This is a genomic window from Corallococcus sp. EGB, from assembly GCF_019968905.1.
Taxonomy (GTDB): domain Bacteria; phylum Myxococcota; class Myxococcia; order Myxococcales; family Myxococcaceae; genus Corallococcus.
This window is the reverse complement of record NZ_CP079946.1, coordinates 1,631,141-1,647,141: the sequence shown is the minus strand read 5'-3', so window position 1 is coordinate 1,647,141 and position 16,001 is coordinate 1,631,141. Positions and strand designations below refer to the sequence as shown.

14 protein-coding genes are annotated in these 16,001 nt (G+C 70.8%); 9 read left to right on the top strand and 5 right to left on the bottom strand.

From position 1 onward, the window contains the following. Positions 1 to 36 precede the first annotated feature (36 nt). Positions 37 to 1,185 carry an alpha/beta fold hydrolase gene (locus tag KYK13_RS06775; protein ID WP_223646546.1) on the top strand — a complete coding sequence of 383 codons (1,149 nt, stop codon included), beginning with the start codon at positions 37 to 39 and terminating at the stop codon, positions 1,183 to 1,185. Between the two features lie 15 nt (positions 1,186 to 1,200). Here KYK13_RS06775 and KYK13_RS06770 read toward each other — a convergent pair whose 3' ends face one another. After that, a complete protein-coding gene (locus KYK13_RS06770) occupies positions 1,201 to 1,698 on the bottom strand; it encodes a MarR family winged helix-turn-helix transcriptional regulator (RefSeq protein ID WP_223642865.1) in 498 nt (165 codons plus the stop codon). 55 nt (positions 1,699 to 1,753) lie between these two features. On the opposite strand from KYK13_RS06770, the gene KYK13_RS06765 reads away from it, so the two are divergent. Continuing rightward, a complete protein-coding gene (locus KYK13_RS06765; RefSeq protein WP_223642863.1) occupies positions 1,754 to 3,031 on the top strand; it encodes an MFS transporter in 1,278 nt (425 codons plus the stop codon). Between the two features lie 6 nt (positions 3,032 to 3,037). Here KYK13_RS06765 and KYK13_RS06760 read toward each other — a convergent pair whose 3' ends face one another. After that, positions 3,038 to 4,009 (bottom strand): quinone oxidoreductase, encoded by a 972-nt coding sequence (locus tag KYK13_RS06760; protein ID WP_223642861.1) that lies wholly within the window; start codon positions 4,007 to 4,009, stop codon positions 3,038 to 3,040. An 83-nt stretch (positions 4,010 to 4,092) separates the two neighbouring features. On the opposite strand from KYK13_RS06760, the gene KYK13_RS06755 reads away from it, so the two are divergent. The 3 genes from KYK13_RS06755 (at position 4,093) to KYK13_RS06745 (ending at position 7,996) form a co-directional block, all read left to right on the top strand. Next, the gene (locus KYK13_RS06755; protein WP_223642859.1) at positions 4,093 to 4,251 is read left to right on the top strand and encodes a hypothetical protein; all 159 of its coding nucleotides are present in this window, start codon (positions 4,093 to 4,095) and stop codon (positions 4,249 to 4,251) included. Positions 4,252 to 4,541: 290 nt separating this feature from the next. Beyond that, positions 4,542 to 5,084: an HNH endonuclease gene (locus tag KYK13_RS06750; protein WP_120524460.1), complete on the top strand. Its 543-nt coding sequence runs from the start codon at positions 4,542 to 4,544 to the stop codon at positions 5,082 to 5,084. Between the two features lie 89 nt (positions 5,085 to 5,173). Next, positions 5,174 to 7,996, top strand: a complete 2,823-nt coding sequence (locus KYK13_RS06745) for an AAA family ATPase (protein WP_223642857.1) — start codon at positions 5,174 to 5,176, stop codon at positions 7,994 to 7,996. A 43-nt stretch (positions 7,997 to 8,039) separates the two neighbouring features. Here KYK13_RS06745 and KYK13_RS06740 read toward each other — a convergent pair whose 3' ends face one another. The 3 genes from KYK13_RS06740 to KYK13_RS06730 all read right to left on the bottom strand — a co-directional run bounded on the left by KYK13_RS06740 (position 8,040) and on the right by KYK13_RS06730 (position 10,941). Then, a complete protein-coding gene (locus KYK13_RS06740; RefSeq protein WP_223642855.1) occupies positions 8,040 to 8,840 on the bottom strand; it encodes a hypothetical protein in 801 nt (266 codons plus the stop codon). Between the two features lie 119 nt (positions 8,841 to 8,959). Then, positions 8,960 to 10,546, bottom strand: a complete 1,587-nt coding sequence (locus KYK13_RS06735) for a M56 and MltD domain-containing protein (protein ID WP_223642854.1) — start codon at positions 10,544 to 10,546, stop codon at positions 8,960 to 8,962. Continuing rightward, positions 10,543 to 10,941, bottom strand: a complete 399-nt coding sequence (locus KYK13_RS06730) for a BlaI/MecI/CopY family transcriptional regulator (protein WP_223642853.1) — start codon at positions 10,939 to 10,941, stop codon at positions 10,543 to 10,545. Before KYK13_RS06730 ends, KYK13_RS06735 begins: the two co-directional genes overlap by 4 nt. Positions 10,942 to 11,095: 154 nt before the next feature. On the opposite strand from KYK13_RS06730, the gene KYK13_RS06725 reads away from it, so the two are divergent. The 4 genes from KYK13_RS06725 to rimO are packed head-to-tail and all read left to right on the top strand — an operon-like array spanning position 11,096 to position 15,826. After that, the gene (locus KYK13_RS06725) at positions 11,096 to 12,736 is read left to right on the top strand and encodes a ribonuclease J (protein WP_223642852.1); all 1,641 of its coding nucleotides are present in this window, start codon (positions 11,096 to 11,098) and stop codon (positions 12,734 to 12,736) included. Between the two features lie 30 nt (positions 12,737 to 12,766). Beyond that, positions 12,767 to 13,264, top strand: coding sequence for a YajQ family cyclic di-GMP-binding protein (locus tag KYK13_RS06720; RefSeq protein ID WP_223642851.1), 498 nt, complete (start codon positions 12,767 to 12,769; stop codon positions 13,262 to 13,264). 15 nt (positions 13,265 to 13,279) lie between these two features. Beyond that, positions 13,280 to 14,392 (top strand): hypothetical protein, encoded by a 1,113-nt coding sequence (locus tag KYK13_RS06715; RefSeq protein WP_223642850.1) that lies wholly within the window; start codon positions 13,280 to 13,282, stop codon positions 14,390 to 14,392. A 33-nt stretch (positions 14,393 to 14,425) separates the two neighbouring features. Then, entirely contained in the window at positions 14,426 to 15,826 is a 1,401-nt protein-coding gene (gene rimO / locus KYK13_RS06710; RefSeq protein WP_370645403.1) for a 30S ribosomal protein S12 methylthiotransferase RimO, read from the top strand. Positions 15,827 to 16,001: the final 175 nt, after the last annotated feature.

The window sequence follows — 16,001 nt, the reverse complement described above, 5'->3', positions numbered from 1 at the left end:
ACAGTACCTGCACATGCAGGTATTTCTCCCGGCGTGATGACTTCACCGCGCCGGGCATCGCTCCTGCTGTCCATGTTGTTGGGTCTGGGGGCCTCGTCCCTGGGGTGCGCCACCGCGCGCTCCGGGAACGACTCGGCTCCGGTAGCAGCGCCGGTGGAGCCCCCCGCGTTGGCGTCCGCCGCGCTCGCGGCCCGGGAGGCGGACGCGGTCTTCACCGGCCACCGCTTCCAGGACGGCACGGTGCTGCCGGAAGTGCGCATCCACTATGCGACGCTGGGCACGCCGCGCCGGGACGCCTCCGGCGCGGTGACGAACGCGGTGCTGCTCCTGCACTGGACGAGCGCGAGCGGCGAGGTGCTCCGCGGCCAGCCCTTCCAGGACGCGCTGTTCGCGCCAGGCCGTCCGCTGGACGCGACGAAGTACTTCCTCATCTTCCCGGACAGCGTGGGCCATGGCCGCTCCAGCAAGCCGAGCGACGGCCTGCGCACGAAGTTCCCGGCCTATGGCTACCGGGACATGGTGGAGCTCCAGCACCTGCTCGTCACCCAGACGCTGGGCATCCGCCGCCTGCACGCCATCGTGGGCTTGTCCATGGGTGGCATGAACGCGTGGCAGTGGAGCGAGCTGTACCCGGACGCGGTGGAGGGCGTGATGCCCATCGTGTCCCTGCCGACTCGCATCGCCGGGCGCAACCTGCTGTGGCGCCGCTTCGTCGCGGGACAGATTCGCGGCGACCCGGAGTGGAAGGGCGGCCTCTACACCGCGCAGCCCCGGGGCTGGGTGGAGGCGTTCCCCGTCTTCCGGATGATGCTGGACGGCGTGCCTCACCTGCAGGCCACGCTGCCGGACGCCAGGGCAGCGGACGCCTTCATCGCGACCGCGCGGGCGCAGGCGGCGGGCATGGACGCCAATGACATGCTGTACGCGCTGGAGTCCTCTCGGGACTACGACCCGGAGGGCTCGCTCGGGGACATCCAGGCCCGCGTGTTCGCGCTCAACTTCTCCGATGACGAGTTCAACCCCATCTCCCTGCGCACGCTGGAGGCGCTGATGCCCCGGGTGGAGCGCGGCCGCTTCGTGGTGCAGGAGGGCCACGCGAAGTCCTTCGGCCACTTCACCCAGGCGCACCCGGAGCTGTGGGCGGAGCAGGTCGCCGCGTTCCTCAAGTTCCTCGAGGAGGGGTGAGTCGTGGGGATGCGCTCAGCCGCCGCGCCGGGGCGCGCGCTTGGGAGTGGGAGGCGCTTCCACCTCCTCCACGGCATCGCCCAGGCCCGTCCGGGCGACGGCGGCCAGCAGGTCGCGCAGCGCGGAGGCCTGCGAGTCCCCCACGGCGCGCTCGAAGTCCGCCTGGGCGCGCAGCCACAGGGGCCGGGCCTTGCGGTAGACGCCCTGCCCTTCCGGGGTGATGGCGACGGCGCGCTGGCGCCGGTCCGTGCGCCCCACCTCCAGCACCACGAAACCGTCCTTCAACAGGGGCCGGAGGTTGTGGGTGAGCGTGGAGGGGTCCATCACGAGCTGCTCCGCCAGCGCGTTCACGGTCAGCGGGCCCTGGGACAGGACGCGGTGGAGGATGGAGTACTGCGTCGTCCGGATGCCGCTGGGCGCGAGCACCTGATCATAGAACTGCGTGACGTGCCGGCTGGCCTGTCGCAGCGCCAGGCAGTTGCAGAGGGTGCGCTGAGGGTCGTCTGGAGACATCGCTGCCAGGAAGTATACGTGGGCCGGACAGGCCCGCTTCAAGGAGGCACCGGTCATGAAGCCCCATCGGATCCACTATGCCTGGGTGATGGCGGCGGCCATCTTCGTGGTGCTCCTCTGCGCGGCGGGCGTGCGGGCGACGCCGAGCGTCTTCATCGTTCCCCTGGAGCGGGAGTTCGGCTGGAGCCGGGCCCTCGTCTCCTCGGCCGTGTCGGTGAACCTGGTGCTCTACGGGCTCGTGGGGCCGTTCGCCGCGGCGCTGATGCAGAAGTTCGGCATCCGGCGCACCACGCTCGTGTCCCTGGGCATCATCGCGACGGGCGTGGCGCTGACGAACTTCATCCATGCGCCGTGGCAACTGCTGCTCTTCTGGGGCGTGCTGGTGGGGCTGGGCACGGGGACGACGGCGATGGTGCTGGGCGCCACGGTGGTGCAGCGCTGGTTCGTCGCCCGGCGCGGGCTGGTGATGGGCGTGCTGACCGCGAGCACGGCCACGGGGCAGCTGGTATTCCTGCCGCTGCTCGCGATGCTGGTGGAGCACCACGGCTGGCGCATCGTGTCCTTCACCGTGGCGGGCATCGTGGCGTGTGTGATTCCGCTGGTGGCGTGGCTCGTGCGGGACCGGCCCTCGGACATGGGGCTCAAGCCCTATGGCGCCGCACCGGAGGAGGAAGAGGTGAAGGCCCCCAGCGTCAACCCGCTCGCCAACGCGCTGGGGGCGCTGGGGCGGGCCTCGCGCAAGCGGGACTTCTGGCTGCTGGCGGGGAGCTTCTTCATCTGCGGCGCCACGACGAACGGGTTGGTGGGCACACACCTGATTCCGGCGTGCATGGACCACGGCATCCCGGAGGTTCGCGCGGCGGGGCTGCTCGCGCTGATGGGCATCTTCGACCTGGTGGGCACGACGGCGAGCGGCTGGATGTCGGACCGCTTCGACAACCGCTGGCTGCTGTTCTGGTACTACGGCCTGCGGGGGCTGGCGCTGCTCTACCTGCCGAGCGCCTTCGAGCTGTCCCTCTTCGGCCTGCCGCTGTTCGCGGTGTTCTACGGCCTGGATTGGATCGCCACGGTACCTCCGACGGTGCGTCTGACGACGCAGACGGTGGGCGCGGAAGACGGGCCCATCGCCTTCGGCTGGGTGGTGGCCGCGCACCAGGTGGGCGCGGGCCTGGGCGCGCTGGGCGCGGGCGTCATCCGCACGTCGCTGGAGACGTACACGCCCGCCTGGGTCGTCGCGGGCGTCATCTGCCTCGCGGCGGCGGGAGTGGTGCTGCGCATCGGGCGTGGCGCCGCTGCGTCACCGCCGGTGGCGGGCGCGCCCGCGGCGCACTGAAAGACTTCAGTCCTCGGCGACCAGCACGACCTTGCCCACCGTGTTCCTCCCTTCCAGCTGGCGGTGGGCTTCTTCCGCGCGGGACAGCGGCAGCGTCAGGCCCACCACGAGGCGCAGGCGCTTCGCCACGACCTCCGCCAGCAGGGCCTCGCGCGCCTTGCGCTGAACCTCCGGGGGCGTGGGGGTGCGCAGCCAGTAGGCGCCCACTGTGAGCGACTTCGCGTAGAGGGACTCCACCTCCACGGGCGGCGGATGGCCGCTGGCGTTGCCGTAGCTCACCAGATGTCCGAAGGGCGCCAGCGCATCCACGCTGGCCTGCCACGTGCTCGCGCCCACCGAGTCCAGCACCCGCTCCACGCCGCGCCCCTGCGTCAGCTCGCGCACGCTCGCCGCGACGTCCTCCTGGTCGTAGCGGATGACGGCGTCCGCGCCCACGTCGCGCGCCAGCTTCGCCTTCGCCTCGCCCGACACCGTGCCGATGACCCGCGCGCCCGCCGCCTTCGCCAGCTGCACCGCGAGCAGCCCCACGCCTCCGGCCGCCGCGTGGACGAGCACCGTCTGCCCCGCCGCCACGCGCCCCACGGTGTGCACCACGTGGTACGCCGTCAGCCCCTGCACCAGCAGCGCGGCGGCCTCCTCGAAGGACACCTCTGGCGGCAGCACCAGCAGCTCCTCCACCGGCGCGAGCGCGGCCTCCGCGTAGGCCTCCTTCGTCAAGGCGACGACGCGGCGGCCCACCCAGGACGTGTCCACGCCGGGTCCCACCGCGCGCACCACGCCCGCGGCCTCGCTGCCCAGGATGCGCGGCAGGGGTACCTGGGCGTCGTACAGCCCGCGGCGGCGCTCGGTGTCCGCGAAGTTCACGCCCGCGGCATGGACTCGCAGAAGGACCTGGCCCGGCCCGGGCACGGGCTCCGGCGCCTCCTCCCAACGCAGGACCTCCGGTCCTCCCAACTGGTGGTAGCGGATGGCTTTCATGCGCGGAGTCCTAACGGCCTGCCTACCTGCCTGTCAGGACTGAATTTCCGCCGCCGTCGCTGGTGGCGAAAGGAGCGGTCCCGATGCGCCAGGCGACGAAGCAGGCCCCGATGAACCTCAAGCACCTGAATCCTTCCGGTCACGGCATCGACGCGGCCTCGCGTCCCAGCCCGGTGACCGCTTCTTCCACGTGCCGCTGGCGGGACTTCGCGTCCTATCGCCTCGCCTCGCCCGGCTCCTGAAGGCGCCCTGCTCCGTCCCTGACGCGGCGTGGCCCTGGAGGCCGGGCTCCCGACACGGGGACCCGGCCTTCTTCACGTCCGGACTCCCGCTCTCCTTCCGCGGACATAGAGCGTTACGGAGACGCGCTGGCCTGTAGAGCCGGAGCCCTCGGAAGCCCGCTGGGTTCGACTCCCGGCGTCCCCACTCCCTCACCCACGAAGGCCGCGCACCGGGTGCCGCCTGGACTCCAAATCCGGGCGAGCAGGGTTCGACTCCCTGGCGGCCTGTCCCGCCCGAAAGGCCCCGTGTCATGGAAACGCTGGTGTTGAGCCAGTCCTATGAACCCGTCGCACGCATCCCGTGGCAACGCGCCGTCATGCTGCTGGTCCAGGGCAAGGTGGAGGTCGTCGAGGAGTACGAGGACCGCGTCATCCGCTCGGTGACGGTGGAGCTGCGCATGCCGTCCGTCATCCGCTTCGTGCGCGCCCTCTGGAAGGGCCCGCGCGGCGTGCGCTTCAGCCGGGAGAACGTCTACCAGCGCGACCAGTGCCGCTGCCAGTACTGCGGCCGCAAGGTGACCCGCCCGGAGGCCACGTACGACCACGTGCTGCCGCGCGCGCAGGGCGGCCGCACGAGCTGGGAGAACATCGTCATCGCCTGCGTGCCCTGCAACCAGAAGAAGGGCAACCGCACCCCGGCGCAGGCGCGGATGACGCTGCGCACCGTGCCCGCGAAGCCGAAGCGGCTGCCGGACGCACTGGTCGTGTCGTTCCTCGTGGAGAAGGGCCTGCCCCTGTCCTGGCGCAAGTTCCTGAGGGACGTGGCCTACTGGCACACGGAGCTGGAAGCATAGGGTCCCGACCCACGAGGCGGGCCGGGACTTCGCTTCCGCGCAGCAACGGTTAGAGTGCCGCACGTCGAGGGGGCGTTCCGGACCACACCATGGCGACGAGGAAGAACGAAGATCAGGAGCGGCTCATCGACCGCGACCTCACCGCGCTGGCGCGGGAGGGCAAGCTGCCGGCCGCCCATGGCGTGGACACCGCCGTGACGGAGGTGCTGGGACTCCTGGCGCGCGGAGGCAAGCACCCGCTCCTGGCGGGTGAGCCCGGCGTGGGCAAGAGCGCGCTCGTGCAGGAGGTGGCCCGCCGCATCGCCGAGGGGCGCGTGGACGGGGAGCTGGCCCAGGCGCGGCTCGTGGAGGTGTCGGTCGCGAACATCCTGGCGCGCAGCACCCAGCGCCAGGCGGCCGAGTCCTTCGAGGAGCTGCTCATCCACCTGGGCCGCCACCCCTGCCCCATCGTCTACATTCGCGACCTGCCGGTGGCCCTGGGCGGCCCCCTGGCGCCGGTGGCCGTGCGCGCGCTGCGCACCGGCGGCCTGCGCTTCATCTTCGAAACGGAACCCAAGCGCGTGCAGGAGCTGCTGCGCGCCGACGAGGCCCTGGCCGAGCGGCTCCACCTGCTGCCCCTGAACGAGCCGCCGCTGGAGAAGGCGCGCTGGATCGTCGGCCGCGTGGCGGAGGAGCTGGAGCGAGCGCTGAGGCTGCCCATCGACCCGGCCGCGTGCGACCTGGCGCTGCGCCTGTCCGCGAAGTTCCTGCTGGCGCAGCACATGCCGCGCAAGGCCATCGAGCTGCTCAAGGAGACGGCCGCGGAGGCCGCGGGCATGGCGCGCGACCACGTGGGGCCGGAGGACGTGCTCACCCGCTTCTGCGCCGCGACGCGCCTGCCCCGCTTCGTCGTGGACGACGCGATGCCGCTGGACCTGGAGGAGACGGAGCGCTTCTTCGGGGAACGGCTGCTCGGCCAGACGGACGCGGTGGGCGCGGTGCTGCGTTCGGTGGCGCTGCTCAAGGCGGGGCTCAACGACCCGCGCCGCCCGCTGGGAGTGTTCCTCTTCGCCGGGCCCACGGGCGTGGGCAAGACGCAGCTGGCGAAGCTGCTGGCGGAGTACCTCTTCGGCTCCGCCGACAGGCTGGTGCGCCTCAACATGGCGGACTACCCCAACGACGGCGACGAGAGCGTCCCCTTCGGTGCGTCGTGGGCGCCCGCGATGGAGACGCGGCGCGGGGAGCTGTCCGCGCTGCTCGACGGCAAGGTGTTCACCGTGCTGCTGCTGGACGAGTTCGAGAAAGCCGCGCGCAGCGTGCACGACCGCTTCCTGCAGCTGTTCGACGAGGGCACCTTCGTCAACGGCGCGGGCGAAGCAGTGTCGTGCAACAACACGCTCATCGTGGCCACGTCCAACGTGGGCTCGGAGGTGTACCGCGAGGCGGGCATGGGCTTCGCCGCGCACAAGCGCGCGGAGGAGCAGGTGTCGGAGGTGGACCGCCGCATCGCGGAGGCCTTCCGTCCGGAGTTCCTCAACCGCTTCGACGCCATCTGCCACTTCCGTCCGCTGTCGCGCGTGGACATCCGCAAGATTGCGCAGCGAGAGGTAGGTCGCGTGCTGGAGCGCGAGGGCATCCGCGCCCGCGCCCTGGACGTGGAGGTGACGCCGGAGGTGGTGGACCGGCTGGTGGAGCGCGGCTATTCGCCGCAGTTCGGCGCGCGCTACCTGCAGCGTGAAATCGAGAAGACGCTCACCGCGGCGCTCGCGGTGGAGATCGCCCGCAGGCCGCTGCCGCCGGGAACGCCCGTGCGCGTGGAGGCCCGTCCCGGAGGCCGCGTGGTCGCGGTCGCGGAGCCCGTGCCGCCCCCCCGCGAGGTGACGGCACAGCTGCTGTTGCCCACGCCGAAGGCCGCGGCGGTGAAGCGCCGGTTGGACCGCAAGTCGCTGCTGATTGAGATGGACCGCCTGGTGGGCCGCGCCCGCGCACTCGCGGCGTCCGCGGGACGGCCGGAGCTGGAGGAGCGCCGCGCCGCGCTGCTCGCGGAGACGCAGGCGCCCAACCTCTGGGACGACCCGCAGCATGCGGCGGAGGTCCTCCGCGCGTTTCGCATGGTGGAGGCGCAGCTGGGAGAGCTGGACCGCCTGGAGGCCGCGTGCAACTTCGGACGCCGGCTGGTGCGCGAGGCGAAGAACGAGGTGCAGCTCGGCTCCGCCGCGAAGCAGGTGGAGGAGGTCGCGCGCGAGGTCCAGATGGCGGAGGCGCTGAATGCCTCCGGGGCCACGCCGCTGGACAACGAGGCGCTGGTGGACATCTGCGCCAGCGACACGTCGGAGCTGCAGGACGTGTGGGTGCAGGAGCTGGCCACCATGTACCTGGGCTGGGCGCAGCGCCGGGGCTACGAGGCCACCGCCGTCGCGGAGGCGGGGGAGCCCGCGCGCGTGGTGGTGCGCATCGCCGGCCCCGGGGCCTACGGCTTCCTCGCGGGCGAGGCGGGCCTGCACCGCCGCCTGGAGGACGAGAAGCGCCAGCGCGCGTACGTGCGCGTGCACCGGGGCGGACCGCTGGAGGAGCTGGAGCGGGAGCTGCTGGTGCTGGAGGGCCGTCCGGTGAAGAGCCGCGAAGGCGAGTACCTCCAGCGCGTGCGCAACGAAGTCACCGCGAAGGACGAAGCCACGGGCCGCGTGCTCACGCTCATCGGCGCCGGGGAGCTGGACGAGCTCAAGGGCATCGCCGCGCGAGTCGTCGCCGGGCAGGGCGCCAGCACCGACGAGGCCCGCCGCTACTTCCTGGGCCGGGGCGCGCGCGTGGAGGATCCGCGCACGGGCGCTGGCACTCCGCGCGTGAAGGACGTGATGCGAGGCGAGTTGGACGTGTTCATCGCCGCGTGGATCTCCCGTCCGCCCCCGGACTCCAACACGCCGCTCACCTGAGCGCGCTGGCCGCCCGCGCGAAGCCTCCGCCGCGCGGGGCGGGTCAGGGCAGGTAGCCCTGCGCGACGCCCAGGCGCATGGCTTCCGCGAGCACGTCCAGTCCCTGCGCGGTGTTGATGCGTGAATGGGACGTGGCGCCGCTCACCACCTGCACCGCTCCGCCCAGCACGAAGGGAAGAGGCCGGCGTCCCAGCCGCAAGAGCCGCTCGTCGTAGAAGGCACCCGGGGCACGCTCGCGCACCAGTCGCGCCAGGGTCACCATGTTCGCGGTGCGCGACGGCTGCATCGCGGGTCCCATGCACGAGAAGTCGAACCCGATCTCCGGCAGCACGGCGCCCCGGCCGTCGCGGTCGAAGACGAAGACGACCTGCGATGTCTCCTCCTGGGAGCCGCGCACGCTCTTCTCCGTCGTCTTCGTCATCTTCAGGCCGCCAGTGACGAGGGCCGTGCCCAGGGCCACCTTCGTCGTCTTCTCGGTGTGCTCGCTCTGCGTGCGCAGGGACGACGCGCCCCGGAGGATGACCGTCACGTCCTCCCACGCCATGGTGAGCGGAGCCCCCGCGCGAGGCGTGAACGTCACCTGCGCGGCGCCGAACGTCACGGTGCGCGCCGTGACGCGCTCCGCGACCTCCGACTCATCGATGGCGAGCGCCGCGAGCCCCGCGTCCCGCAGTGTCTTCACCAGGGCATCCGCCGCGTCGGGAGCCAGTCGTGCGAGCAGGGCGGGAGGCTCGGGAGCCAGCCGCATGCGAGCCTCCGCCGGTGCCATGCCCGCCGCCGCGGCGAGCACCTGGGCTGCTTCCGGAACCTCACCCGCAGGACGAACGAGCGCGACGATCTTCATGGCGTTTCCCACCCCTTGCACCGAGCGTCGCCATCCTCGCGCGAAAGCAGGGTGGCGCGCATCCGAACCCGGGCTCCACGGGGACATTCCCCAGGCAGTGGACAGACACCACCGCTGGCTCAGTCGAGCAGGTGCGGATTGCGAAGCAGCAGGACTCCGGCCTGCACGGTGGCGGTGTAGTCATTGAGCTTGCCGGTGCGAACCAGCTCGCTCACGTCGCGCACGTGGGTCTCCGAAATGACGCGATCCACCACGCCCTCCCCCTGGTTGTACGCCGCGAGCGCCAGCCGCCAATCCCCATAGCGCTCATACAGCGCCTGGAAGAGGGTCGCAGCGGCCTCCGTCTCACGCGCCACGTCCAATCGCTCGTCGCGTCCCGCCTCCACCTTCAAGCCATAGCGGCGCGCCGTCTCAGGGATGAACATCCACACGCCGGCGCCCCGCTGCCCCGGCGCCATCGATGGCTCGCGAGAGGTCTCCGGCAGGTTGCGCACCGCCGACTCCACCATCGCCACCGCGAGCAGGCCCTCCGGCAGGGAGCGCGAGCGCAGCGTGCCCGTCATCGCCTCACGGTGGGCCTGGAGGTTCGCCAGCGCCTTGCGCATGAAGTCGCGGCCCTTGCGCGTGGTGACGAACTTGTTGAGCTGATCCACCACGGCGGCGTCCACCACCACCGGCAGGTCCCCCTCCTTCGGTCCCGCCTCCGCCAACGCGCGCGCCTCCGTCAACGACACCGCGCGCCCCCGCACCGTGCCCTGCGCCCACAACGCCAGCGGCGCGAGCACCAACGCCAGCGACAACGAAAGACCCAGGGTGCGTACGGAACTGCGGGGACGGGGCTGGAACAACATGTGGATCCTCCTGACAGTGGGGTGGGACATGCCGGTGACTCCGGCGGGAAGGGAACCAGGGACGCGCAGCGACGCCTGCAACAGGCACCGCGCATACGCGTCCGCGGATACGTGCTTCACGGTGACGAGCGCCTCGTCGCAGGCGAACTCCTGACGCTCCGCCAACCACCGCGAGAACGCCCGAGCGAACGGACTCCAGAAGAAGGCGCTGTCGAACCCCAGCCGCACGTACGCGAGCATCGTGTCCCGCTGGCGGTGGTGTTGCAGCTCGTGCCGCACCGTGAGCCGGAGCGCCTCCGCGTCCTCCAACACATCGGTGGGCACCACCACCCACGCACCGCCACGAGGGAACCACACGGAGAACGCCCCCTCCGCCGCATCCCCCAGCACCACGCGCACCTGGCCCACGCGACGAAGGACGGGCAGCGCCTCCAGCCTCCGCCGCAAGCGCGCATACCGCCGCAGCTCCCACGACAGGAAGCCCAACGCCCCCATGGCCACCAGCGCCAGCCCCATCATCGCCAGCGGCAGCTCCGGGCCCGACGACGCGGCCTCCGTCACCCCTCCGCGCACGGGCCTCGAGTCAACGGACATGGGCGGTGCGGCGTAGCGCACCAGCGAACGCTCGAACGTGAAGAGCGGCGCCGACGGCATCCACTCCCGGGCCGCGAGCCCCGCGAACGGCAACAGCACCGACAGCCCCAGCGTCACCCGCCCCACGCGCAGCAGCTGCCGCGCGGCCAGCCTCCGCTCCATCCCCCACGCCACCACCGCGCGCAGCAGCCCGAAGCCCACCGCCACCAGCACCGCCGCCGTGAGATACGCGGCCAGCATGTCCCGGACGAAGGCGCTCATCCCCGGCCTCCCTTGCGGCCCAGGAGCTTGCGGATCTGCTCCACCTCCTCCGCGGACAGCGGCACCGCTTCCACCAGCCGCGCCACGAGCGACGAAGGCGTCCCGTCAAACACCGTCGCCACCAGGTGGCGCACGCTCTGGGCCTCGTAGGCCTCGCGAGACAGCCGCGCCGAGTACAGGTGCCCCCGCCCCTCCTTGCGGCTCTGCACCACGCCCTTCTGCTCCAGGATGCGAAGCACCGTGGACACCGACGTGTAGGCCAGCTTGCGCTCCGGCGGCAGCGCCGCGAGCACGTCCGCCACGCTCACCTCCCCCAACCTCCACACGAGCTGCATCAGCTCCAGCTCCACCGGGGTGAGCGGCTTGGACTCCTCGGCGGACGACGGCTTCGTCACGGACAGTGCCTCCCGGCCTCGAACTAAGACCTTAGTTCAAATACAACTAAGCCTTTAGTTTGAATCCGTCAAGCAGGCGGGCACGGGGGCGCGGTGGAGGAGGCGTGCGGATTCCCACGCACCAAAGGGTCCGGGCCCTTACACTTCCGGCCACATGCTCCACGTCATCCCTCTTGGCGGGCTGGGCGAGATCGGCCTCAACGCCATGGTGCTCGCCTGTCGTGGGGAGATGCTGCTCATCGACGCCGGCCTGATGTTCCCCTCGTCGGGGATGCCCGGCGTGGACATCATCGTCCCGGACTTCACGCACCTGCGGCGCAACGCGGCCCAGGTGAAGGGCGTGCTCCTCACGCACGGTCATGAAGACCACATCGGCGCGCTCCCCTACCTGCTGGGCGACGTGCCCGTCCCCATCTACGGCACGCGCTTCACGCTCGCCCTCGCGCGGCAGCGCCTGGAGGAGCTGGGCGTGGAGGCGGACCTGCGCGAAATCGAGCCGCGCACCCCCTTCTGCGTGGGCAGCGTCTTCCAGGTGGAGGCCACGCGCGTGACGCACACCGTGCCGGACGCGGTGGGCTTCATCGTCCGCTCGCCCGAAGGCACGGTCATCCACACCGGCGACTTCAAGCTGGACCCCGACCCCATCGACGGCCTCAAGACGGACCTGGAGCGCTGGGGCGAGGCGGGCGACGAAGGCGTGCTGTGCCTGCTGTCGGACTCCACCAACTCCGAGCACACCGACGAGACCGGCAGCGAACGCGTGGTGCAGACCACCTTCGAGCGCCTCTTCCACGAGACGAAGGGCCGCATCGTCGTCGCCCAGTTCTCCTCCAACCTCCACCGCATCCGGCACCTGCTGGACCTGTGCGAGCGCACCGGCCGGCTCGTCGCGCTCCAGGGCCGCAGCATGGTGCGCAACGTGGAGCTGGCGCGGGAGATGGGCTACCTGGACGTGCCCGACTCGCTCTTCGTGCACCTGGACAACGTGCCCAAGCTCGCGCCCCACCGGGTGGCGGTGCTCACCACCGGAGCGCAGGGCGAGCCCCGCGCGGGCCTCACCCAGCTGGCCAACGGCGATGGGCCCGTGCGCCTGGAGCCCGGTGACACCGTCATCGTCAGCGCCCGCCCCATCCCCGGCAACGAGCGCTCCGTGGGCGCGCTGCTGGATCAGCTCCACTGGCGCGGCGCCCGCATCGTCTACGCGCAGGTGGAGCCCGGCGTGCACGTCTCCGGACACGCCAGCCGCCCCCAGCAGCGCCGGGTGCTGGAGCTGATCCGCCCCAGGCACTTCATCCCCGTGCATGGGGAAGTCCGGCACCTGCACCGACACCTGACCACCGCCCGCGAGGCCGGCCTGGCACCGGAGGGCCTGCTGCTGGCCCATGACGGCGACGTGGTGACGTTCGAGGAGGGGCGGGGCCGCTTCACTGGCAGCGTGCCCTCGGGTCGCATCCTGCGGGAGCGCTTCGGGGACGGAATCGTGACGCAGGAGGCGCTGGCGGAGCGCAACCGGCTGGCGGAGACGGGCGTGGTGGCCGCGGCGGTGGTGCTGAGGCGCGACACCCAGGCCCTGGTGGCGGGGCCCCAGCTGTCCGGCCAGGGCCTCAACCCGGACGAACAGGGCGTGCTGTCCCAGGTGGCCCAGGAGGCCCGGGCCTTCTTCGAGGAGCTCAACCCCCTGCTCCGTGGGGATGACGCCCTGGTGCGGGAGGAGCTCGCGAAGGCGGTGAAGCGGGCCTTCAAGCAACACACCTCCCGGCGCACCCTGGTGGTGCCCTTGGTCGTCCGGGTGTAGGTATGGTAAGGGCGCGAAAAGGTACCCCCCATGCCCTCCTTCGACGTCATCTCCAAAATCGACCTGGCTGAGCTCGACAACGCGGTCAATCAGACCCGGAAGGAGCTCAGCACCCGCTATGACTTCCAGGGCGTGAAGGCCGAAATCGACATCGCCCCGGATCACTCCGCGCTCACGGTGAAGACCAACAGCGAGGAGAAGCTCCAGGCCGCCAAGGAGGTCCTGCTCAGCAAGCTGGCCAAGCGCGGCATCAGCCTGCGGGTGCTGGAGTTCGGCGACATCGAGAAGACGGGCATGAGCAACGTCAAGCAGCCCATCAAGCTCCAGCAGGGCATCCCGGTGGAGAAGTCCAAGGAGCTGATCAAGCTGCTCAAGGAGTCCAAGCTGAAGGTCCAGGGCTCCATCCAGGCGGATCAGCTCCGCGTCACGGGCAAGAACCGCGACGACCTGCAGGAGGCCATCGCGCTGTTCCGCAAGGAGCAGGACAAGCTCAAGCTGGACATGCAGTTCACCAACTTCCGCGACTAGAGGCGCCCCTCCGCCATGCACGCCGCCCGTCTGGCCCCCCTGCCCCTCTGTCTGCTCCTCGCCACCGCCTCGCTCGCTCAGAGCGCGTCGCGTCCCAGCAAGCCGGTGCCCATCCTCAAGAAGGCGCCCCTGCCGGAGAAGGGGCTCAAGGACTTCGGCTCGCCGCTGGTCCTCAAGTCACTGCCCACGGAAGGGGCCACCGCCAACTTCTCCGCCCGGGTGGGCTGGCGCAAGGACACGCTCTTCGTGGGCGTGGAGGCCACGGACAACCAGCTGCTCGCGGGTGACATCATCACCCTCTCGCTGAACTTCCCGGACTCCGGGCCCACCTCCGCGGGCTACACCTACCGCTTCGCCTTCGACGGCCAGCGCACCTCCGGCCCCGACAGCAACACGCCCAGGTTCGCGCAGGGCCTGGTGAACGCCGCGGTGCACCGCCAGGGCGACACGCTGTCCGTGGTGGCCATGATCCCGGTGCGCGCCCTGCCCCGCTTCCCCGCGGTGGATCCGCTCGTCATGGACCTCTGCATCACCTACGAGGACCAGGACCAGGTGGGCGCCAAGGTGGTGCCGGTGTCCAACTGCAAGAGCGGCACGATGGCGGAGGGCGAGGCGCTGCGCCTGCCGGACGAGGCGCGCAAGAACCTCAAGCTCAAGCCCCCCGCCAGCGTCACCACGCTGGAGGCGGCGCCCACCGGCTGGCTGGGCTGGGGCCTGTTCAGCTACCCGGACTGGGCCCAGGGGGATGAGAACCTCACCCCCGCCTCGCTGCGCGCGCTGGTGGCGCCCAACGCGGTGGACGCCTCGAAGATGGGCGTGAACCTGCCGGAGACGTTGAGCCTGCCGGACGGACGGCCGGTCGTTAGTGTCCTCACTGGGAAGAACCCCTATGCCGTCGAGGGTCAATGCGACTCCGACGACGAGCTCCGGATGGGGCTCTATGTGGTGTCGGGGAAGACAGCCCAGCGGGTGCTCGACTGGCCGGCCGCCACGTGTGCGCTGGGTCGCGCTACATCGGTGGAGCTGGAAGAAGACGGGGCGCTGAACATCGGTTACTCGAACGGCGCCATCATCAACTTCGTTTGGAGTGCGGACCACTTCGAGCGGACGCAACTGGGAAAGCGGTAGACGCGCGTGGAAGAGACCAAGAGCCTGTACATGATGACCCTCGGCTGCCCGAAGAACCGGGTGGACTCCGAGGTGATGCTGGGCACGCTGCGCACCCGCGGCTATTCGCTTGTGCAGGAGGCCTCGGAGGCCGAGGTCATCGTGGTCAACACGTGCGCCTTCATCGGGCCGGCGAAGCAGGAGTCGGTGGACTCCATCCTGGAGATGGCGGAGCTGAAGAAGTCGGGCTCGTGCAAGACGCTCGTCGTCACCGGCTGCCTGTCCCAGCGCTACGGCCAGGAGCTGTCGCAGGAGATGCCGGAGGTGGACCACTTCCTGGGCACCAGCGCGTACGCCCAGATTGGCGACCTCCTGGCGGCGGAGGCCTCGCCGCGCCAGGTGATTCCGGATCCGGACTACATCCACAACGCGGAGACGCCGCGCATCAACTCGATGCCGAAGTACACGGCGTACCTGAAGATTTCCGAAGGCTGCGACAACGCCTGCGCGTTCTGCATCATCCCCACGCTGCGCGGCGGCCAGCGCTCGCGCCCGGTGGCGGACATCCTCGCGGAGGCGCAGAAGCTGGCGGACAGCGGCGTGCAGGAGCTGAACCTCGTGGCGCAGGACCTGACGGCGTACGGGCATGACCTGCCCGGCAAGCCGAAGCTCCACGAGCTGCTCAAGGAGCTGGTGAAGGTGGACGTGAAGTGGATCCGCCTGCACTACGCCTACCCGCGCGTGTTCCCGGACGAGCTCATCGACGTCATCGCGACCGAGCCGAAGATCGCCAAGTACCTGGACATGCCGGTGCAGCACGCCAGCGACAAGCTGCTCCTGTCCATGAAGCGCGGCCGCAACTCCAAGTTCCTCAAGGAGCTGCTCACCAAGCTGCGCGAGCGCGTGCCGAACCTGGTGATGCGCACCTCGCTCATCGTCGGCCTGCCGGGTGAGACGGAGGAGGACTTCGAGCTCTTGAAGGAGTTCGTGAAGGAGCAGCGCTTCCAGCGTCTGGGCGTGTTCCAGTACTCGGACGAGGAAGGCACCGCCGCGTTTGATCTGCCGAACAAGGTCCCGGCGAAGACCATCGAGCGCCGCTGGCGCGAGGTGATGGCCATCCAGAAGCGCATCAACCGCGAGCAGAACAAGAAGCTCGTGGGCCAGAAGCTCACCGTGCTGGTGGAGGGCCCCAGCGAGGAGTCCGAGCACCTGCTGGTGGGCCGCCACGAGGGGCAGGCGCCGGAGATCGACGGGCAGGTCTACATCAACGACGGCCTGGCGTACCCGGGCGAGTTCGTCACCGTGGAGGTGACGGAGGCGCACGACTACGACCTCATCGCCCGCGTGGTGGAGCGTCCGGATCCGAAGCAGCGCGCGCACACCCCGCGCGAGGCCCCGCCCGCGCCCGTGCCGCTGAAGGCGCTGGTGCGTCCGCCGGAGCCGCGGCCGGAGTAGTTCGTCACCGGTGAAGGCCGTGCCCCGGGCCCGCCCCGTCCTCCCACTGGAGGCGGTCGCGGGCCCGAGCCGTTCGTGTGGAGGCCGCTACGTCGAAGACCGGCGCGGCGCGCGCCCCACCGGCGCATCAGGCCTCGGCTCATGCCGCCCCGCAGGTGGCGGTCACGAGCCGTTC